General features: G+C 70.7%; 18 protein-coding genes and 1 pseudogene. 6 read left to right on the forward strand and 13 right to left on the reverse strand.

The annotated features are described in order from the left end of the window. Positions 1–4: 4 nt before the first annotated feature. Positions 5–1,327: an Nramp family divalent metal transporter gene (locus AB0D27_RS14400; protein ID WP_362507138.1), complete on the reverse strand. Its 1,323-nt coding sequence runs from the start codon at positions 1,325–1,327 to the stop codon at positions 5–7. Positions 1,328–1,557: 230 nt separating this feature from the next. Between AB0D27_RS14400 and AB0D27_RS14405 the strand changes: the two genes are divergently transcribed. After that, positions 1,558–2,931 (forward strand): M14 family metallopeptidase, encoded by a 1,374-nt coding sequence (locus AB0D27_RS14405; protein ID WP_362507140.1) that lies wholly within the window; start codon positions 1,558–1,560, stop codon positions 2,929–2,931. Positions 2,932–2,937: 6 nt separating this feature from the next. Here the strand turns inward: AB0D27_RS14405 and AB0D27_RS14410 are convergent, their stop codons facing one another. The 5 genes from AB0D27_RS14410 to AB0D27_RS14430 form a co-directional block, all read right to left on the reverse strand. Next, positions 2,938–3,522, reverse strand: a complete 585-nt coding sequence (locus tag AB0D27_RS14410; protein ID WP_362507142.1) for a hypothetical protein — start codon at positions 3,520–3,522, stop codon at positions 2,938–2,940. 64 nt (positions 3,523–3,586) lie between these two features. Continuing rightward, a complete protein-coding gene (locus tag AB0D27_RS14415; RefSeq protein ID WP_362507145.1) occupies positions 3,587–5,074 on the reverse strand; it encodes a gluconate:H+ symporter in 1,488 nt (495 codons plus the stop codon). 122 nt (positions 5,075–5,196) lie between these two features. Next, a complete protein-coding gene (locus AB0D27_RS14420) occupies positions 5,197–5,607 on the reverse strand; it encodes a RidA family protein (RefSeq protein ID WP_362507148.1) in 411 nt (136 codons plus the stop codon). Then, complete coding sequence (locus AB0D27_RS14425; RefSeq protein WP_362507151.1) at positions 5,604–6,365, reverse strand: IclR family transcriptional regulator; 762 nt, start codon at positions 6,363–6,365, stop codon at positions 5,604–5,606. Before AB0D27_RS14425 ends, AB0D27_RS14420 begins: the two co-directional genes overlap by 4 nt. Beyond that, positions 6,362–7,438, reverse strand: coding sequence for a sugar kinase (locus tag AB0D27_RS14430; RefSeq protein WP_362507154.1), 1,077 nt, complete (start codon positions 7,436–7,438; stop codon positions 6,362–6,364). Before AB0D27_RS14430 ends, AB0D27_RS14425 begins: the two co-directional genes overlap by 4 nt. A 143-nt stretch (positions 7,439–7,581) precedes the next feature. Between AB0D27_RS14430 and AB0D27_RS14435 the strand changes: the two genes are divergently transcribed. Then, on the forward strand, positions 7,582–8,859 hold the full coding sequence (locus tag AB0D27_RS14435; protein WP_362507157.1) for an amino acid deaminase: 1,278 nt from the start codon (positions 7,582–7,584) through the stop codon (positions 8,857–8,859). Positions 8,860–8,878: 19 nt separating this feature from the next. Next, entirely contained in the window at positions 8,879–10,489 is a 1,611-nt protein-coding gene (locus AB0D27_RS14440) for a D-aminoacylase (RefSeq protein ID WP_362507160.1), read from the forward strand. An 18-nt stretch (positions 10,490–10,507) separates the two neighbouring features. On the opposite strand, the gene AB0D27_RS14445 is transcribed toward AB0D27_RS14440, so the two are convergent. The 3 genes from AB0D27_RS14445 to AB0D27_RS14455 all read right to left on the reverse strand — a co-directional run bounded on the left by AB0D27_RS14445 (position 10,508) and on the right by AB0D27_RS14455 (position 14,248). Further along, a complete protein-coding gene (locus tag AB0D27_RS14445; protein ID WP_362507163.1) occupies positions 10,508–11,380 on the reverse strand; it encodes a serine protease in 873 nt (290 codons plus the stop codon). A gap of 388 nt (positions 11,381–11,768) precedes the next feature. Further along, a complete protein-coding gene (locus AB0D27_RS14450) occupies positions 11,769–13,541 on the reverse strand; it encodes a P-loop NTPase fold protein (protein WP_362507166.1) in 1,773 nt (590 codons plus the stop codon). 47 nt (positions 13,542–13,588) lie between these two features. After that, entirely contained in the window at positions 13,589–14,248 is a 660-nt protein-coding gene (locus AB0D27_RS14455; protein ID WP_362507169.1) for a hypothetical protein, read from the reverse strand. Positions 14,249–14,374: 126 nt separating this feature from the next. Here AB0D27_RS14455 and AB0D27_RS14460 point away from each other — a divergent pair, with 126 nt between their 5' ends. From AB0D27_RS14460 to AB0D27_RS14470, 3 genes and pseudogenes are all read left to right on the forward strand, one after another. Beyond that, entirely contained in the window at positions 14,375–15,586 is a 1,212-nt protein-coding gene (locus AB0D27_RS14460) for a pyridoxal phosphate-dependent aminotransferase (RefSeq protein WP_362507172.1), read from the forward strand. A gap of 103 nt (positions 15,587–15,689) precedes the next feature. Beyond that, the gene (locus AB0D27_RS14465; protein ID WP_362507175.1) at positions 15,690–16,112 is read left to right on the forward strand and encodes a hypothetical protein; all 423 of its coding nucleotides are present in this window, start codon (positions 15,690–15,692) and stop codon (positions 16,110–16,112) included. Positions 16,113–16,229: 117 nt separating this feature from the next. After that, a pseudogene (locus tag AB0D27_RS14470) lies at positions 16,230–16,751 on the forward strand (hypothetical protein). A 4-nt stretch (positions 16,752–16,755) separates the two neighbouring features. On the opposite strand, the gene AB0D27_RS14475 reads toward AB0D27_RS14470, so the two are convergent. From AB0D27_RS14475 to AB0D27_RS14490, 4 genes are read right to left on the reverse strand one after another with little or no spacing between them, the layout of a single operon-like run. After that, positions 16,756–17,916: a hypothetical protein gene (locus tag AB0D27_RS14475; RefSeq protein WP_362507178.1), complete on the reverse strand. Its 1,161-nt coding sequence runs from the start codon at positions 17,914–17,916 to the stop codon at positions 16,756–16,758. Beyond that, a complete protein-coding gene (locus tag AB0D27_RS14480; protein ID WP_362507181.1) occupies positions 17,913–18,722 on the reverse strand; it encodes a PP2C family serine/threonine-protein phosphatase in 810 nt (269 codons plus the stop codon). The genes AB0D27_RS14475 and AB0D27_RS14480 overlap by 4 nt, the downstream gene beginning before the upstream one ends. 3 nt (positions 18,723–18,725) lie before the next feature. Next, positions 18,726–19,487, reverse strand: coding sequence for a hypothetical protein (locus AB0D27_RS14485; protein ID WP_362507184.1), 762 nt, complete (start codon positions 19,485–19,487; stop codon positions 18,726–18,728). Between the two features lie 17 nt (positions 19,488–19,504). After that, positions 19,505–20,569, reverse strand: coding sequence for a hypothetical protein (locus AB0D27_RS14490; RefSeq protein ID WP_362507187.1), 1,065 nt, complete (start codon positions 20,567–20,569; stop codon positions 19,505–19,507). Positions 20,570–20,578 lie beyond the last annotated feature (9 nt).

The raw sequence follows: 20,578 nt of genomic DNA on the forward strand, positions 1-20,578 counted from the left end.
TAGCTCAGAAGAACTCCGACCAGGGCTGGTCCCAGATCTGCTTCACGCACAGCACGAGGAACAGCACTCCCGCGATCGCGAGCATGGCGTTGCTCAGCAGTCCGTTGCGCCATTCTCGCGGTGTGCGGGAGGAGTTGAGCAGCCAGATCAGGGTGAGGGCGAGGAAGGGGAGGAAGGCTGCGCCCAGGACGCCGTAGAGGATGACCAGGCGGAAGGGCTGGCCCTGGAAGAGGAGGACGATGGGCGGGAAGGTCAGCCAGAGCAGGTAGCCGCGGAAGGGCCAGGACTTCTCGCGGGCGCCGGAGGCCACCTCCTCGCCCTTCACCTCGCGGCGCGCTCGGTAGCGCTCCACGAAGTCCGCGAACATCAGGCTCACGCCGTGCCAGACGCCGATCAGTGAGGTGAAGGAGGTGGCGAAGAAGCCGATCAGGAAGAACTTGGCGGTCGCCGTGCCGTACTTCTCCTCCAGGAGGTCGCCGAGCTGGATGAGGCCCTGGTCGCCGCTGGAGAGGGCGACATGCGCGGAGTGCAGGAGTTCCGCGCCGACGAAGAGCATCGCGACGACGAAGATGCCCGTGGTGGCGTACGCGACACGGTTGTCCAGCCGCATCACCTTCATCCAGCCGGTGTTCGTCCAGCCCTTCGCGTTGACCCAATACCCGTACGCCGCAAGGGTGATGGTCCCGCCGACCCCGCCGATCAGCCCGAGCGTGTTGAGGATGGAGTCCTTCTCGTCGGGGAGGACGGGGAGGAGCCCGGCGAAGGCGTCGCCGAGGTTCGGGGTGACGCGCACGGCCAGGTAGACCGTGACCACGAACATCACACCGACCAGCACGGTCATGACCTTCTCGAAGACCTCGTACTTGTTGAACCAGACGAAGACCAGGCCGACGAGCCCGCAGATGACGGCCCACGGCTTGATCGACCAGTCGGCGGGGAAGACGTCCGGGAACAGCGCCTGGAGCGGGAGCGCGCTCGACGACATCGCCGCCGCGCCGTAGACGAAGCCCCAGACGACGGCGTAGACGACGAAGAAGTACGTCGTCCAGCGGCCCAGGCTCGCCCAGCCGTCGAAGAGGGTGCGGCCGGTGGACAGATGCCAGCGGCCGGCCGCCTCGGCCAGCGAGATCTTGACCAGGCAGCCGATGACGGCGGCCCAGAGCAGGGTGTAGCCGAAGTTGCTGCCCGCGATGAGGGTGGCGACGAGGTCACCTGCGCCGACGCCCGTCGCGGCGACGACGATGCCCGGGCCGATGTACTTCCAACTGGACTTGTGGGGGCGGGAGATGGTCTCCCCTGAAGCTTGCTTCCCAGTGGTCTCCGTCATGCGCTTCAAGAAAGCGTAAAGGGTCGGGGGTGCACAAGGGTGCCCGCACCGATCATCACAGGAGATACGGCCGATTCCCGCCACCGGCCCTTTGTCCTCGCTTGACCTGCTCATGCCATGCCTTCACCATGAGCGCCACACCCGCACCCAGCACGTCGCCATGAACCACCCCCCGCTCCACTCCCCACATTCCGGAGATCCCGGAATTCCTGGAGATCCAAGGAGACTTCATGCGACTCCGCATACGCGGCAGCGGCAGCCCGGACGGCACCGGCAGAAGCGGGCGGCGCACCGCCGCCCTCGCCGTTCTCGCTGCCCTCGCCCTCGCGGCTCCCCTCACCGCCACCGCCACCGACGCCACGGCCGGCGGAGTGAAGGCCCCCGCGCCCTCCTCCGACGACATCAGGCAGTACGAGATCCACCAGAGCACCACGCCCGTGACCCGTACGGCGATCCAGCAGGCCGGCGTCACCGTGGACGAGGCCGACGAGGAGACCGTCGTCGTCTCGGGACGCGCGGACCAGATCAAGAAGCTGCGCGGACTCGGGTACGAGGTCTCGCTGCTCGGCTCGGCGCCGAACCGTGCGAGCGGCGCCGACGACGTACGCGTCCTCGACTTCCCCTCGGCTGACTCGAAGTATCACAACTACGCCGAGACGAACACGGAGATCGACCAGCGTCTCGCGGCCTACCCGAGCATCATGAGCAAGAAGGTGATCGGCAAGTCGTACCAGGGCCGGGACATCGTCGCCATCAAGGTCAGCGACAACGTGGCGACCGACGAGAACGAGCCCGAGGTCCTCCTCACCTTCCACCAGCACGCCCGTGAGCACCTCACCGTCGAGATGGCCCTGTACCTGTTGCGCGAGCTCGGCGCGGGCTATGGCTCCGACTCCCGGGTCACCACCATGGTGAACAACCGCGAGATCTGGATCGTCCCGGACCTCAACCCCGACGGCGGCGAGTACGACATCGCGACCGGCTCGTACCGCTCGTGGCGCAAGAACCGCCAGCCCAACTCCGGTTCCTCGTACGTCGGTACGGACCTCAACCGGAACTGGAACTACAAGTGGGGCTGCTGCGGCGGCTCCTCGGGCTCCACGTCCTCCGAGACCTACCGCGGCGCCTCCGCCGAGTCCGCGCCCGAGGTGAAGGTGGTCGCCGACTTCGTACGCGGCCGGGTCGTCGGCGGGAAGCAGCAGATCAAGGCCGGGATCGACTTCCACACCTACAGCGAACTGGTGCTGTGGCCCTTCGGGTACACGTACTCCGACACCGCCACCGGCATGACGGCGGACGACGCGGGCGCCTTCAAGGCCGTCGGCCAGAAGATGGCCGCCAGCAACGGCTACACGCCGGAGCAGTCCAGCGACCTGTACATCACGGACGGCTCGATCGACGACTACCTCTGGGGCACCCAGAGGATCTTCGACTACACCTTCGAGATGTATCCGACGTCCAGCTCCGGCGGCGGCTTCTACCCGCCCGACGAGGTCATCGAGCGGGAGACGTCACGCAACCGGGACGCGGTGCTGCAGCTCCTGGAGAACGCGGACTGCATGTACCGGTCGATCGGCAAGGAGGCGCAGTACTGCGCGAGCTGACCGGGGCTACTCCTGGAAGTAGGCGTCCAGGACCTCGTCCAGCCGCGTCTCCCACTCCTTGAAGCGCGCCCGGGCCGTCGCCTCGATCTCGATCGGGTACCAGCGGCGGTCCGGCGTGTGCACCGTGATGGTGAACCGCTTCCCGAAGCGGGGCGACTCCGTCTCGACGGCGCCGATCTCGTCCCAGCGAAACTCCGCCTCCTGGTCGTCCAGACGCAGTCGTACGCCACTGTGGTCGGCCGTGATCGAGGCGCGCCGGTCGGAGGCCTCGAAGACGGGGGCGTCCGACTCGGGGGCGTCGTCGTCGGAGGCCTCTTCCTCGTCGGAGGCCTCTTCCTCGTCGGAGGCATCTTCCCCGGCGGAGGCCTCTTCCTTGGCGGCCTTGTCTTCGGCCTCGGTCTCCTGGGCTTCGGCCTCCTGGGCTTCGGTCTCCTCGGCTTCGGTCTCCTCCGCTTCGGTCTCCTCGACCGTGTTCTCCGGCTCCGCGGGCGCGGGTGACGTGAGCCCGGGAATGTACGCCGGGTCGACCGCGGCGGCGGGGACGACGGGGACGTCCAGGGGCTGGCTGTTCGAACCTATGCGCTGCTCCACAGCGGGCAGTATGGTCGAAGATCCTGTGCCCGGAACAGCCAGCCCCTGATTAGCCGCACGGCTGTTACAAGAAAAGGCTCACCAGCGCCGCGACCGCGAACCCCGCCACCGACAGCACCGTCTCCAGGACGGTCCAGGACTTCAGGGTGTCGCGCTCGCTGATGCCGAAGTACTTGGCGACCATCCAGAACCCGCCGTCGTTCACGTGAGAGGCGAAGATGGAGCCCGCCGAGATCGCCATGATGACGAGGGCGACGAAGGCCTGCGAGTGGTGCCCTTCGGCGAGGAGTGGCGCCACGATGCCGGCCGTGGTGACGATCGCGACCGTCGCCGAGCCCTGGGCGACCCGCAGGACCACGGAGATCAGGTAGGACAGGACGATCACCGGAAGGCCGACGTCGTTGAAGGTGTCCGAGAGGGCCTGGGCGACACCGCTGGCCTTCAGTACGGCGCCGAAGATGCCGCCCGCGCCGACCACCAGCAGGATGTTGCCGACCGGCTTGAGGGACGACGTCGACACGGTCTCCAGGGACTTGCGGGACCAGCCGCGCCGGATGCCGAGCAGGTAGTACGCGAGGAGCAGGGCGATGGTGAGGGCGACGAAGGGGCTGCCGAAGAACTCGATGACCGAGCGGCCGGTGGACGGGTCGAGGGCGATCGAGGAGAAGGTGGCCGCGAGGATCAGCAGCAGCGGCGTACCGATGATGCCGAGGACCGTGCCGAGCGGCACCGGCTTCTCGCGGGGCTCCACGCCCGCCGCCCGCTGTTCCTCGATGACGGCCAGCCTGGCCTCGGCGGCGGCCTCGACCATGTCCTGCGGTACGGCGACGAAGATCCGCTTGCCGATCCAGGCGGAGTAGGCCCAGGCGGCGAGCACGGCGGGGATGCCGCAGACGATGCCCATGAGGATGACCCAGCCGAGCTGGACGTGCAGAAGACCGGCCGCCGCCACCGGTCCGGGGTGCGGGGGCAGGAACGCGTGGGTCATCGAGAGGCCCGCGAGCAGCGGCATGCAGTAGAGCAGGATCGACTTGCCGGACCGCTTGGCGGCGGCGTACACGATCGGCGCGAGGACGAAGATGCCGACGTCGAAGAAGACCGGGATGCCGAAGATCAGGCCGGTGAGGCCCATGGCGAGCGGGGCCCGCTTCTCGCCGAAGAGGTTGAGCAGCCGGGACGCCAACACTTCGGCGCCGCCGCTGACTTCGAGGATCGCGCCGAGCATCGTGCCGAGGCCGATGATGATCGCGACATGGCCGAGGATGCCGCCCATGCCGGTCTCGATGACCGACACGGCGGTGGACCGCTGCACCGTGCCGAACAGTTCGGTGACCGACAGTCCGGCCGCGAGGCCGACGGCTATGGACACGGCGAGCAGGGCCACGAACGGCTGGAGTCTGGCCTTGATGATCAGGAGGAGCAGGAGGGCGATACCGAGGGCGGCGACGGTGAGCAGACCGGCCGTTCCGTCGATGAGGAGGAGCAGACCGCCGGTGTGGGGTGGGGTGTCGGGGGTGGCTGGAGCTGTCGCTGCGAGCGGATACGACGACAAGGGGGGCCTCTGTTTCGTAAGTGCATGGGGCTTTCGGGCAGGGGGGGATCGCGGTGCGGCGCCCGAGGGAACAAGGGGCGCCGCACCGTGACGACGTACGGGGTGCGGGAGTTGAGTGGCCGTCAGCCGAGGACGGCGAGGGCGTCGATCTCGATGAGGAGTCCGGCCGGCAGGCCGACGTAGACCGTCGTGCGGGCGGCGGGGGGCGCGGTGAGGCCCTGCTCCTCGAAGTACTGGTTGTAGATCTGGTTCATCTCGGCGAAGTGGTCGACGTCCGTGAGGTAGACGCGGATCATCATCGCGTCGTCCCAGCTCGCGCCGCCCTCTTCGAGGATCGCCCGAACGTTGGCGAGGGTCTGGAAGGTCTGCTCGCGCAGGGTCGGGCCCGCGGGTGTCGGGGGCTTGCCCTCCTCGGCCGGGAGGAAGCCGACCTGCCCTGCGACCTGGAGGATGTTCCCCTTCTTGACGCCGTGCGAGAACTTGGCGGGCGGGGTGGTGTGGGTCGTGGGGGTGAGGGCGATCTTGTCCGTCATACGGGGTCCTTTGCCGGTGTCTTGCCTGAGTAGTCGCTGCTGATGGCGTCCGCCGTGCGGCGCACCAGCGGGAGCAGGGTGAGGAGTTCGTCGGCGGTGACGACGACGTTGGGCGCGGAGAGCGACATGGCGGCGGCGACGCGTCCGTCGGCGCCGCGGATGGGCGCGGCGACGCAGTTGATGGACTCCTCGTGGCCACCGAGGTCGGTGGCCCAGCCCTGTTCGCGCACCGTCGCCAGTTCCTTGAGGAAGGCGGCGGCGCCGGGGATCGAACGGGCCGTGTACAGGGGGTAGTCGAGCTTCTCCGCGAGGGAGCGGCGCTCGGCTTCGGGCAGGTCGGCGAGGAGCAGCTTCGCGACGGCCGCGACGGTGATGGCCACCGGCTTCCCGATCCGCGAGTACATGCGCACCGGATAGCGGCTCTCCACCTTGTCGATGTAGAGGACCTCGTTCTCCTCGTACACGGCGAGGTGGACGGTGTGCCCGCACTGTTCGTTCAGCCGTACGAGGTGGGGGTGGGCGATCTCGCGGACGTCGAGGTTCTCGACGGCTTCCTGGGCGAGGGCGAAGAGGCGGGCGCCGAGGCGGTAGCGCTGGTCGGACTGGCGGTAGACGAGGCCGTGCTCGTGCAGGGTGCGCAGCAGGCGGAGGGCCGTGGACTTGTGGACGCCGAGGCGGTCGGCGACCTGCCCGAGGTCGGCGGGCCCCTCGGCGAGCAGCGGCAGGATGCTCAGCGCTCGGTCGACGGTCTGGCTCATGGGGTACGTACCTCCTCCGCGGCCCGCGTGACGGCTTCGGTCCAGCCGGGGCCGAGTCGAAGTCTCTCCCACGCACCGTCGTCCAGGGCGGCCAGCCGGTCGGCGTGGCCCCGGGAGGGCGGCGTGCCGAGGTCGCCGGGGACGGTGAGGGCGGCGGCGGCCATGAGGTGGCCGTGCCGCAGCCGGTCCCTGGCGGGGAGCCCGCGCAGGGTCGCCGACAGGAACCCGGCGGCGAAGGCGTCCCCGGCGCCGACGGCGGCCACCACGTCGACGCGCAGGGCCGGTACGAATGTGGCGTCCTCGGCGCCCGCGTCGCCCGTGCTGTCGAAGACGGTCGCCCCGCCCCCGCCCTGCTTGACGACCAGGACGTCCGGCTCGGGCAGCGCGTCGCGGATCGCCCGCGCCCCGCACAGCCCCCAGGCGTCCCGCGCCTCGTCGTCACCGACGAAGACGAGGTCGGCGCCGCGCGCGAGGTCGAGCAGGACGCGCGGTCCCGCGGCCTCGCGCCACAGCCCGGGGCGGTGGTTGACGTCGAAGGAGACGAGCGGACGTCGCCCGGGCCCGCGCGCGGTGAGCTCGCGCATCAGGCCGAGGCAGTCCTCGGAGAGCGCGGCGGTGATGCCGGACAGATGCAGTACGCGGCCGGAGCGGACGGCGTCCAGGTCCACGTTCTCGACCGCCATCGCGGAGGCGGCCGAACCGGCCCGGTAGTAGGCCACCTCGTGGCCGTCGGTCGCCCGGTCCCCCGCCGTGCGGAAGTAGACGCCGGTCGGACGCGCGGGGTCCCGGCATACGGCGGAGGTGTCGACGCCGTACGAACGGATGGCGTCGACGAGGTGATCGCCGAAGCCGTCCTCGCCGACCCGGCCGATCCATCGGACGCGGTGCCCGGCGGCGGCGAGTACGCACGCGACATTCGACTCCGCGCCCCCGATCCCCCGCTCGAACGAGGGCACGTCGGCGAGGCGGCCCGGGCGGGACGGCAGGAAGGTGACCATGGACTCGCCGAGCGCGACGACGTCGACGACGGCCGCGTCGTGGGATGTCGCACATGCCTGCCCGTTGATGGTCACGATGGTGGGGACTCCTCGCTCTCGCGGCCAACGGCACCGTTGACCCTGCGTTGGCTGGGATGTTAGACAGCAGTAAGCGACATACGCAATGACCGTTGCATACAACGCAACGCACCTGCAACGCACCTCATCAAGGAGGCCCCATGGGCGCCGACACCGCCGCAGCACAGCTGGCCGCTCTCACGGCGGACCGCGTCGACCACCGCTTCAAGGGCCTCCCCCCGGACGCGGCCGGCCTGACCGTCGGCGAGCTGGCCGCCCAGCGCCGCAGCCTCTTCACGGACGGCTTCACCACCCCCGTCCTGGCCCTCTCCGCCGAGCGCCTCCAGCACAACCTCGAACTGATGGAGACGTACGCGACCCGCCACGGCCTCGCCTTCGCCCCGCACGGCAAGACCTCGATGGCCCCCCAGCTGTTCTGGAAGCAGATCGAGCACGGCGCCTGGGGCATCACCCTCGCGGTCCCCCACCAGGTCCGCGTGGCACGGGAGTTCGGGATCGACCGGATCTTCCTCGCGAACGAGCTTGTCGACGCGGCGGCCCTGCGCTGGATCGCGTCCGAACTGGCCCGGGACGCCGGCTTCCGCTTCGTCTGTTACGTCGACTCGGTACGCGGCGTACAGCTGATGGACGCCGCGCTGCGGGAGACCGCCCGCCCCGTGGACGTCGTAGTCGAGCTCGCCGCCGGCGAGGGCGCCCGCACCGGCGTCCGTACGGAGACGGACTGCGCGGCGGTCGCGGACGCGGTGGCCGCGACGGCGACGCTCCGCCTGGTCGGCGTGGCGGGCTACGAGGGCGAGGTCCCGCAGGCGGACCCCGAGCGCGTGCACGCGTGGCTGCGCCGGCTGACCGGCCTCGCGGTGGACTTCGACAAGGCGGGCCGGTTCTCGGGGCTCGAGGAGATCGTGGTCAGCGCGGGCGGCAGCGCCTGGTTCGACGCGGTGGCCGACGTCTTCGCGGAGATCCCCGAACTTTCCCTGCCGGTACTGAAGTTGCTGCGCTCCGGCGCATACGTCTCGCACGACGACGGCCACTACCGCAGGCTCACGCCGTTCGCACGGGTCCCCGAGGAGGGCGCCCTGCACCCCGCCTTCCGGCTCTGGGCCCAGGTCGTCTCCCGCCCCTCCCCCGAGCAGGCCTTCGCCAACGCGGGCAAGCGGGACGCGGCGTACGACCTGGACCTTCCGGAGGCGCAGGTGGTCCGCCGGGACGGCACCGAGCGCCCGGCCACCGGCATCACGGTCACCGGGCTGTCCGACCAGCACGCCTGGATCCGCACCGCCCCGGAGGCGGACCTGCGGGTCGGGGACTGGCTCGGCATGGGCCTGTCCCATCCCTGTACGTCCTTCGACAAGTGGCAGTTGATTCCGCTGGTCGAGGCGGACGGCACGGTCGTCGACTACGTCCGCACCTTCTTCTAGGAGACAGGAGACCGCCGTGATGGATCTCGTCATCCGTGACGCGGACGTCGTGGACGGCACCGGCGCGCCCTCCTACCGCGCCGATGTGGTCGTCGACGACGGCAGGATCGTCGCGATCGTCCAGGAGGCTGCGGCGGCGGGATGCCAACGCCCCCTCGCGATGCGGGAGGTGGACGCCGAGGGCCTGGTCCTGGCACCCGGTTTCATCGACATGCACGCGCACAGCGACCTGGCCCTGCTGAGCGACCCGGACCACAGCGCGAAGGCGGCGCAGGGCGTCACGCTGGAGGTCATCGGCCAGGACGGGCTGTCGTACGCGCCGGTGGACGACCGTACGCTCGCCGAGGTCCGCCGGGCGATCACCGGCTGGAACGGGCCGGGGGACGACATCGACTTCAGCTGGCGGTCGGTCGGCGAGTACTTGGACCGTCTGGACCAGGGCATCGCGGTGAACGCCGCGTATCTGATCCCCCAGGGCACGGTGCGGGCGCTCGTCGTCGGCTGGGAGAACCGCGAGGCGACTCCCCGGGAGCTGGACCGGATGCGGCAGTTGGTGGCCGACGGCATGCGGGAGGGCGCCGTCGGGATGTCGTCCGGTCTGACGTACACGCCCGGGATGTACGCCCAGGACGCCGAACTCACGGAGCTGTGCCGGGTCGTCGCGGCGCACGGCGGCTACTACTGCCCGCACCACCGTTCCTACGGGGCGGGCGCCCTGGAGGCGTACGAGGAGATGATCGCCCTCACCCGCGAGGCCGGCTGCCCGCTCCACCTCGCCCACGCCACCATGAACTTCGGCGTGAACAAGGGCAGGGCCCCGGACCTGCTCGCCCTTCTGGACAAAGCGCTCGCGCAGGGCGCCGACATCAGCCTGGACACCTATCCCTACACCCCCGGCTGCACCACGCTCGTGGCGATGCTGCCCAGCTGGGCGAGCGAGGGCGGACCGGAGGTGATCCTCGCCCGGCTGCGGGACGACGCGACCGCCGAGCGGATCCGGCACCACCTGGAGGTCGTGGGCTCCGACGGCTGCCACGGCGTGCCCATCGAGTGGGAGACGATCGAGATCTCGGGGGTGAGCGACCCCGCACTCGCGTCCTACGTCGGCAAGACGCTGCGGGACTGCGCCGACGAACGTGGCGAGACCCCCTGGCGCACCGCCCGCCGCCTGCTCATCGAGGACCGCCTCGGCTCGACGATCCTCCAGCACGTCGGCCACGAGGAGAACGTCCGGGCGATCATGCGGCACCCGGTGCACACGGGCGGCTCCGACGGCATCCTGCGCGGCGACAAGCCGCACCCGCGCGCGTACGGCACCTTCCCGCACTATCTCGGCCGCTACGTGCGGGAGTTGGGCGTTCTGTCCCTGGAGGAGTGCGTCGCCCATCTCACCGGCCGCCCCGCCGCCCGCCTGCGCCTGCCCGACCGCGGGACCGTCCGCGAGGGCCACCGCGCCGACCTGGTCCTCTTCGACCCGGCCACGGTCGCGGCGGGCTCCACCTTCGAGGCGCCGCGCACCCCGCCGACCGGTATCCCGTACGTCCTCGTCGACGGCCGCTTCGTGATCGATGACGGGCGCAGGACGGACGTACTGGCGGGGCGGGCGGTCCGCCGCGATGTCACCGGATGACCGCCCGCCGCGTACCTCTTACGGCTTGGGCAGGGTGCACCCGGTGCGGCTCAGGTCGAGCTTGTTGTCGAGACCGAAGCAGGGGACGATCTGGTAGGTCTCCTCGGCGTAGTTGATGCCCTGATGGATCGTCACGTTCCCGCTCGTGTCGACCTCACAGGGGTTGTTCTCGGTGCAGGTCTCGCCGTCCTCGTTACCGGTGTTGTTGACGGCGACGACCTTGCCGGTGGAGGTGTCGATCACGGGCGAACCCGACGTACCGCCGATGGTGTTGCAGGCGGAGGTGTAACGGACCGAGTCCTTCCAGGTCCAGCCGCCCTCCTTCAGGCGGTACACGAACCCGTCGATGTTGCAGCTGTAGATCCGCTTCCAGTAGCCGGAGACGACCTTGATGGCGGTCCCGGCGACCGGATGCGTGTCGCTCAGCGTCAGCGCGCTGATGCCGTACGAGCTCTTGATCTGCGCGTAGGTGCGGGTGAGCTGGTAGATCGTGACGTCCGTGTCGGTCATCGTCGAGTACGCGACCTTGCTCGCGCGCAGGGTCGCGACCTTCGTCCCGGCGGAGTTGAGCAGGCTGAAGGAACGGGTGGACGACTGGTCGACGATGACCTCGCCGGGCTCCGGGAAGCCGGTCTCCAGGCAGTGGCCGTTGGACAGCACGAGTGCCGGGTCGTCGTCCTCGGAGTTCGGCATCCGGATGACCGAGCCGGAACAGTTGCTGAGCGCGACGGTGCCGGCGAAGTCGACGGCCCGGAGGGCCGGTTGGGCATGGGGCGCCTGAGCGGTCGACGCCTGCTCAGCCGGTGCGGGCGCGGGTGCCGCGACCGCGGGTACCACGCCTGCTCCGGCGATCACCAGGGCGAAGAGCGCGGCAACGAGAGGCTTTCTCATGTGGGGGTCCCCTCTTGCGACAGGGGCGACAGGAGACTTTCCGGTCACCTTCTTTTTTGTCATGCGCATTGTGAGGGTCGAGGGGCTCGGGGGCAAGGAGTTGATTCCGGCCGAGTCGGGGCTGCCGACGGCCCGTTCGTCCGGGGCTCTTGACCGCTCCATGGCCGCGAAGCCGGTCCGAGGCTCCCGGCGAGGGCGAGGGCGAGGGCGAGGGCGAAGGCGAAGGCGAAGGCGAGGGCGAAGGCGAGGGCGAGGGCGACGCTCGCGGCACCGCGCCTGCCGGGCATGCGGCCATCCGGTGGATTCTGACCACACGGAAGTTCGGCCCAGGTCGAGTACGGGACGGTGCTTAGGTGAATTACCCGCGAATCCTTCCCTTTCACACGACTCACCCAGCGTTCGGCTTGTCGGCTTGTCCCTGTGTCTCGTCGACGTACTGGAAGAGCACCGCGGGGCTGGTGGCGATCCGCGCGCCGAGGGCCGAGGCGCTCGCCTCACGGCTCGGGGTGATGCGACTGGTGAAGAACACCGCGGGTCCCGCGTACCGTTCGCGCTCCCGCCAGCTACGGAGATCGGTGATGCCCGCGTCGCGGTCGAGTCCGCGCTGTACGTCGGAGATCAGCAGGTCGATGCGGGTGACGCCGAGCACGTGCTCGGCTCGCTCCCGGTCCGTGGCCACCCAGACCCGGGCCCCCTGGGCCTCCAGACGCTCGACGAACTCGGCGTTCCGGTCGGGGTGGTCGTCGATCCACAGCAGCTGCATGCCCGCGTACGGCGCGGGAGTGCGGGAAGTTCCCGCCGATCCCGCCGGCGGGGGCTCGGTGTCGGGGTCGGCCACGACGACCGAGGGGGCGCCCTGCTGCAACTGCTCGACCAGGGCGTCCAGTTCGTCCAGCAGGACCAACTCCCTCATGAGGGTGACGAAGTTCTGGTCGAGAACCAGTCCCGGGAAGCCGGTGGGCAGACACTCCTCCAGCTGGGCCAGCGACGAACCCCAGGACTCGGGCAGATTCCTGGCCGGTGCGGCCAGGTCGTACGCGGCAAGGCACTCGGCCGCGGCCTCCCAGGCTTCCGGGGTGGGAGGTGCGAAGGGCTGGTTCAGCACCTGCCGGACCCTCCGGTAGCGGAGGAACTCGTGAATCCCGTGCACATCGGCGCCATCGCGGGCGAGCAGTGTGCGGTAGAAGTCGGGATAGAGCTGCTGGAGCAGCAGAATGCGGATCACCGCCCCCGAACTGAAGGGCTCCCACACGAGGTTGAGGGCCCGCTCAAGGCCGAACCCGTTGAGGAGCTTCTTGATCCGGCGCGGATTGCGGGACGAGTGGGTGGCGATCAGATCCACCAGGTTCTCGCCGAGCAGGTCCTCGAGGCCGGAGCGTTCGGCGCAGTGGCCGACGTACTCCTTCACCTTGTCGACGCCCGGCACCGGCACCCGGTAGCTCGTCTGGAAGATCTTCTCCATGAACGCCGACCCCGCCGGGGACAGATCGCGCAACAGCCCGCTCGGTCCGAGCGCCGACCGGTCGCAGCCGATGACGAAGGCCAGCCCGGGAACGTCCAGGTACACCTTGACCGCCTCGCACACCGCGAGGACCGTCTCCTCGGAGCAGCGGTCGAGGTCGTCGATGAAGACGACGAGCATCCGCCGGGGCTGGTACGGCGTCGACTCCGCCCACGCCGCGGCGAGCTTGCGCAGCTCGTCCCGCATCGTGTTGCGGGCCTGCGGGTCGACGGAGAGGTCGCGCCACAGCCGGTCGACGAGTCCGGCGGCCCCGAGCGGCCCCGCGAGGAGCGTGAGCGCGGCCCGTACGACCCCGATCACCACCCGCTGCTCCGACACCCGGTGGGCCGCCCGCCGCAGCAGCCGCTTGTCGAACTTCATCAGGACGGACTTGATCAGGCCTTCCAGCGCGTCTGCCCCGGTCGAGGTCCAGGCGTTGTACCAGAGCGTGGGGACACTCCTGCTCCGCAGCTCCGCGTCGAGCAGCTTCATCAGACTGCTCTTGCCCATGCCCCAGCCGGCGTCCACCGCCAGGGTGAACGGGGTCGCGGACCGCGAGTCGCACAGCAGCTCGGCGAGCTCCTTGGCGGCCCGCCCGGCCCCCAGCAGATCGTCCCCCGGCGCCACCACCGGCTCGTCGTTCAACAGCGAGAACTCCACGCCCTGCCTCCCCCGTTACGGCAGAGCCAACTTACTTGGGTCGGCGGCTACTTGGGCCGCTTCGTAGCACCTTGCCCGTGGCCGGGGCTGCCACCCGAGTTACCCGGGCCGGAATCGGCCGTGGCGGTCGCCGAGACGGTCGCGGAGGCCGTGGACGCGGGGGCGGCGGAGACGCTCGGGGACGGGGACGCGGACACCGCCGTAGCGGACGAGAGGGCGCTCGGGCTCGCGGAGGAGCGCGAGGCGTCGGGTGACGGCCCCTGCGTGCCACCGCCCGTGGCGGTCGCGGCCGGCGCGGACGGCGTCGAGGAGGCGTCCTCGCGAGCGCTGTCGCCCCCGCCGCCCCCCGAGGTCCGAGGGCCCGTGGACGCCCCGGAGTCGAAGACTCCCGAGACCACGACGGCGAGCAGAACGGCACACCCCACCCCGGCCCCCACCGCGGCCCGGCGCACCAGCCGGGCACGGCGCCGGCGCAGCAGCCGCTCGTGCCGCCCCGGCGGCGCATCGGGGACAGCACGCTGTACGAGGGTGTCGTCGCCGTCGCCGTACGTCTCCCCCGCACCGGCGCCGCCGTCCTCCTGTCCCTCCCGCCAGCCGTGCGCCTCCGCCGGATCCGCGTACGTCTCGTAGGCCGGGGGCGCCTCGCCGTCGGGCCGCGGGAGGTACACCTTCGGCGGGGCTTCGGGATCGCCGCTCTGCCAGGACATGGGCGCGAATTGTAGAGACCGTAAGGGCTTGCGGCGTAGCGCGGGGACAAAGATGACCAAACCGCCACGTCTCACGTGGTGAAAAACACGCCCCGCTGGGCGTTACGCGGCCGTAAGCTCACGGACATGCAGGTGATCCAGTCCACGAAGCTCGCCAACGTCTGCTACGAGATCCGGGGTCCGGTTCTTGAGGAGGCGATGCGGCTCGAAGCGGCCGGTCACCGCATCCTCAAGCTCAACACGGGCAACCCGGCGGCGTTCGGCTTCGAGTGTCCCCCCGAGATCCTGGAGGACATCCTCCGCAACGTCTCCTCGGCGCACGGGTACGGCGACGCGAAGGGCCTGCTCGCGGCCCGCCGGGCGGTGGTCATGCACAACCAGACCCTCGGCATCGAGACGGACGTGGAGCACGTCTTCGTCGGCAACGGCGTCTCCGAGCTGATCGTGATGGCGATGCAGGGCCTGCTGGACGACGGGGACGAGGTCCTCGTACCCGCCCCGGACTACCCGCTGTGGACCGCCGCGGTATCCCTGTCGGGCGGTACGGCCGTGCACTACCACTGCGACGAGCAGTCCGACTGGATGCCCGACCTCGCGGACGTGGAGCGGAAGGTCACCGACCGCACCAAGGCGATCGTCATCATCAACCCGAACAACCCGACGGGCGCGGTGTACGACGACGCGATGCTCCGGGGCCTGACGGACATCGCCCGGCGCCACAACCTCCTGGTCTGCTCCGACGAGATCTACGACAAGATCCTGTACGACGGCGCCACCCACACGGCGACCGCCAAGATCGCCCCGGACCTGCTCACGCTCACCTTCAACGGCATGTCGAAGGCATACCGGGTGGCGGGCTACCGGGTCGGCTGGATGTCGATCTCGGGCCCGCGCGCGCACGCCGACTCCTACATCGAGGGCCTGACGATCCTCGCGAACATGCGACTGTGCGCGAACATGCCGGGGCAGCACGGTGTGGTCGCCGCGCTCAGCGGGCGGCAGACCATCAACGACCTGGTGCTGCCCGGCGGACGGCTGAAGGAGCAGCGGGACGTCGCCTACGAGCTGCTGACGCAGATCCCCGGCGTGAGCTGCGTGAAGCCGAAGGGGGCGCTCTACCTCTTCCCGCGCCTCGATCCGAACGTCTTCAAGATCAAGGACGACCGGCAGCTCGTGCTCGACCTGCTGCGCCGCGAGAAGATCATGGTCGTCCAGGGGACGGGCTTCAACTGGCCCAAGGCGGACCACTTCCGGGTGGTCACGCTGCCGACCGTCGGCGATCTGACCGACGCGGTGACGAGGATCGGGAACTTCCTGGACGGCTACAGCCAGCCGTGACGCTCACGCTGGGTGGGCGCGGTGACGACTTCTGCGACCAGGCTCAACTTTAGACGGAATCTAAGCTAGGATGGCTTCCTGTCAGCGCACAGGAGGCCATCCCATGTACGAACCGATCCGCACCAAGTCGGTCCACACGATGGCCGGCCCTGCCCCCTCCGACTTCCCCCACCGCTCGCGCGAGGAGGAGCTGGACATCCAGCTCGCCGGCCACCTCGCCGCGCTGCTCGCGGTGACGGACGAGATCCGCGCGCTCGCCCCGTCCGCCGATCTGGACACGGCGGCCGAGCGGCTCGCCGAGCAGGTGGCGCGACTGCGGGACGGAGTGCCGCCCGTACGCTCCTCGGCGACCGCCGCCGACCATGAGCCGCGGCTTGCGGCACTCCACCACCGGGCGCACGCCCTCGCCGGACGCGCCCTCGTCGTCGCGGCGTCCCGCGCGGACACGGCCGCCGCGATCCTCGCCGCCGAGCGCATGGACGCCCACGCCTCCGCCGCCGACCCCCGCGAACTCGCGTCCCGCTGAGCCCCCGGGCTCCCCTCAGACGGCCCCGGTCCGCGCGCACCCACAGCGACGCGCGGACCGGGCGCCACAACCAGCGATCGGGTCGCGGGCCCGTACCGGCCGGTCGTCGTCGCGGGCCTGTACGGTGCGGGCGCCCTGATCGCCCCGCCCGAGCGCGCCGCCCTTCCGGACTTCCCGGACCCCTCGGCACAACTGGAGCGCCCGAGCCGCGCCCCCCGCGCCACCGGCAGGCCGCGGCCCTTAAGGAGCTGCGGGGCGATTCGGCAGGCCCGGGAGTATCTGGACGGCGTCGAGCTGCCGCCCGCCGCGGCCGGCTGGCTCACCGGGCTGACCGACCTCCTGGCCGCCCTGCTGGACCCCGGCTGGGGCGCCGAGGTCCTCGCCCAGGACCCGGGGGCGTACACGTGCTGTCCCGCGCCGTCCGGCAGGACATTCCCGAGGCCGGCGACACCTTCGTGCGGACGCGGTGGTGGACCCCGGCCGGCACCCGGCAGCGAACCGCCGGAGCGTCACCTGGAGCGCCAACTCACCGTGCTGCACGAGGAGTCGGACCGGCCGGCGGTGGCGCTGCGGGAGACCGAGGCGCGACGGCAGGAGTCGCACACGCGGTATCCGGAGGACCGGGGGCGCACGCGGTAGGGGCTCATCCCCCCTGCGTGGCGATGACGATCAGGATCACCACCACCGCGATCAGCAGGGCGACCTTCAGTGCCGTGGGCCACGCTCCGCCGGTCCCCTCCGCCCGCGGCGTGTCCGGGACGGGCACCGGTGTCGGCCCGTTGAACACGTCGTGTCCGGTGACCGCCGCCCGGCCGCACCAGGGGCAGGACTGCAGATGGGAGCCGTACGCGTGCAGCGGGCGGCTCTGGCAGCCGCGTACCAGGGAGCGTTCCTTGTCGAGGGCGCGCAGCCAGGCCTCCGCCGGGGGGCGGGCGGCGGGGGCCTGCACGCCGGGGCCGAAGGCGGCGCGGGCCAGGGTGAGGAGTTCGGGGGGCAGCACGGAGGGGTCGATGGTGCCGCGCGGGATGACGACGCGCTCCGGGCGGACGACGTAGGAGCAGCTGGCGGCGATGTTGTCCTTGACGGTCGACTCGGAGGCGCTGTCGTGCGGGACGCCGCCGAAGGGATGGTTGCCGGCGGTCAGCAGCTGGTAGACGAGGACGGCGAGGGCGAAGTCGTCGGTGGCGCGGGTGGCGGGGCCGCCGGCCTGGCGCTCGGGGGACGAGTAGTCGGTGGTGTGCATCAGACAGGGGAAGAGTTCCCCGGTCACCGGGTCGTTGAAGGCGATCGAGTCGCAGTCGAGGAAGGTGACGAAGCCGTTGGCGTCGACGACCACGTTGCTGCTGGAGAAGTCGCCGATGACGAGGTTGTCGTAGTGCATGCGGGCGGTCATGAAGGCTAGGTTCCAGGCGACGCCGAGCAGAAAGCGCCAGTCGGCCCGGTCGGCGAAGAGCTTGAGGCGCTGGGCGCGGGTGAACAGGCCGATCAGCTGGACGTGTTGGGGTTCGCCGAAGCGGCGCATGGCATAGCCGAGGAACTCGCCGTGGGGGCCGCGCGCGAGGGCGGTGGGCCAGGCCAGTTCGGGCGGCTGGGAGCGGTCGGTGGGGCGGGCGGCGAGCGGGGACATGGTCAGCATCCGCATCAGCCGCCGCTCCTGTTCGAGGCCCGGTGGTTCGCGGTAGAGCTTCACGACGATCCCGTCGTCGCCGACGACCGGGAAGACCGCCGCCTGGCCTCCGCCCTTCAACGGCAGTTCAGCCAGGGTGACGGGCTTGCCGTCCAGGAACACGGTGAGGCCGCTCATGGCCGCGCCCTGAGCACGGCCCGCAGCAGCGTCTTGTCGTCGGCGTTCAGGGCGGTGAGCCGGTCCGACCTCAGTAGTGTGGCCAGGCCCTCGTGGGCGTCGTCGGTCACGGGCCCGGGAGCGTCGAGGGAGCGGAACACGGCGTCCACGAAGGAGACGTTCGGGGACAGCGCGCCGCCGCCCCCGGAGCGGTTGAGCGCGGCCTGCACCAGTCCGTCGGTGGACAGCAGCACCCCGTCGATGCCTTCGTCGGACACACAGTCGGTGTGCACCCAGCGGGCCGCGTCCGGCGAGGTGAGGAAGACCGTCTCGTTGCTGTACTCGCTGACCGCCGCCGTCTGCGGCAGCAGATGGAACTGCCGCTCCCCGTCCTCCGTACCGGCGCGCAGCACGACGAAGCCGTCGCCCACGGTGAGATGGCCGAGCCAGCCCGGCGCGAGCACCACGACGGTGAGGGTGGTGGCGAAGTCCGCCGCGTCGGCGCCGGTTCTGTCCAGGAACACCTTGCTGACGTCACGGAAGGCGCCCTCGAGCAGTTCGTGCACGCTCTCGCCCGGCTGGCACTCCGCCGCCGCGGCGGCCCGTCGCGCGAAGTGCTCCGCGGCCAGCTCCACCGCGAGCCGCGACCCCTCCTCGGAGCGCGGCCTGCTGCCCGCGCCGTCCGCCACCGCGAGGACCGCGACCGACGCCGACACCTTGTACGCGCAGGCGTCCTGGCAGGGCAGTCCCTGGCGGCGGTGGCGGTAGCCCTCGACGCTCATGCCGTGGATCCGCCACGGCACCGCACGCTCGTCACCCGCGGCCATCGGTCAGGATTCCCAGGCCGGGCGCTGGGTCTTGAACTGGCTGAAGATCTTCTCGAAGACCTCGTCGCCCGCGCCCTTCTGCTCGGCGTTCGCGCTCGCGGACATCATCTGGAGCAGCTCGCGGAACGGGAATCCCTGCAGCCGGGCGTTGAACTTCGGCGCGAACGCCTGGAGGACCTGCTCGCCCATGTCGGTGATGCCGCCGACGCCTATCGCGTACAGCCGGAAGCGGCGGGCGCGCTGCTCCTCGGCGAGGACGGGGACCAGCCGGTGCCAGGAGTCGGTGAGATGACCCGTGCCGTCGGTCGGCAGCCCGTCGGTGACCAGGCAGATCTGCGGCCGGTAGTACTGGAGTCCGGAGGCGCGCAGCTCCGCCTTGCGGGCCGCGACGATGTGCATCGACAGCTCCAGCGCCTCGGTCATCAGGGTCACCCCGGCGGCGCCGAGCTGCGGCGGCTGGAAGGTGTGCGCGGGCACGAAGGGGCTCACCGGGGCGCGTGGCGGGAGGAGTTGGGGGCCGCGCCAGGCGGCGACGCCCTGGCCGCCGAAGGTGACCACGGCGACCTCGACGCTGTAGCTGAGGCTGACGTCGTCGTGCAGTTCCCGGGTCCACTCCCTGAGCGCGTTGTTGAGGGCCTGGATGGGCGCTCCCGCCATGGAGCTCGACGTGTCGAGACAGAGCACGAGCGGCAGCCGCTGCGCGTTGTTCTCGAACTCGATGTCGGCGTACTCCGCAGGCAGCGTGGGCGGGTATTCGCTGTGCATCTCTGTGTCTCCTGGTCTCAGGGCCGGGTGCCTTTGGCGTGCCGTCCGGTGGTGGGCGGGAACGCGTACAGGACGTCGGAGTTCCGCTCCCGCGCGTCGGTGACGTCGACGAGTCCGCCGGGGGCGGGCGGCGGCCGGCCGGGCTCCGCCCACACCGCCCGGTACAGCACGCGGTCCAGCTCGACATAGCCCTGGGGGTGCAGTTCGGTGCGCACGACGGCGGACCTGGCGGGTCCCGGTACGTTGCCGACCCGACGTCCGTAGCGGGGTGCCGGCGTGACCCTCAGGCGGGTGGTGGCCTCGTCGGCGGTACGGGGGTGCGCGGCGGCGGACGGTACGGCCCCGACGCCCGGTGCGGCGAGGGCACGGCGGGAGAGGGTGCCCACCGCCCGGGAGGATCGCCGGATCAGGAACAGCAGAGCGGTGAGCAGGAGGACGAGCAGGCCGCAGAGGACGGCAAGGACCTGGGTGGTGGTGTCCATGCCCGTGCCCGGGGAGGAACCGTCGCCGGGCTTCGACGTGGACTCCTTGTGGGAGGGGGCCTTCGAGGTGGGCGGTGTGGAGGGGCCGATCCTGAACGTGTGGTCCGAGAGGTTCGCGGCCTTCCGCTGACTGATCAGCTCACTGCCGACCAGTTCGGGCTGCTTTCCCTTGGTGGGCGCGATCAGGCCGCACAGGTTCCTCGCGTCATGCCGATCGCAGGCGCCGAGGCCGTCCAGCCACTTCTGCACCTCCGGGTCCGTCAGCCGGTCGATCTTGGCGTCCGGGGCCACGAGACGGCCGCCCGCCAGCGCGAGCAGCACCGTTCCGCCCTCGCCGGTGTGCGCGCCCGCGGGCACCCGGACCACGAGTTGGTCGCGGGTGGCCAGTTCCCGCTCTATGGCCTTGAGGTCCTTCGCCTTGCTGTCGAGCGGCAGCGCCTGATCCAGGGTGATCTCGACGGGCCCGGCATCGATCAGTCCGGACCAGCACCGAAGCCGCTGCGCGAGCTGCCCGTCGCATGTCCTGGCCGACGCCGCCCCGGCCGGAACGAACGCGCTCAGCAGTCCCAAAAGCGCGATGACATACAGCGAACGCCGCATGGACGACCC

Origin of the sequence: Streptomyces sp. NPDC048415, from assembly GCF_040651675.1 — a bacterium.
Taxonomy (GTDB): domain Bacteria; phylum Actinomycetota; class Actinomycetes; order Streptomycetales; family Streptomycetaceae; genus Streptomyces.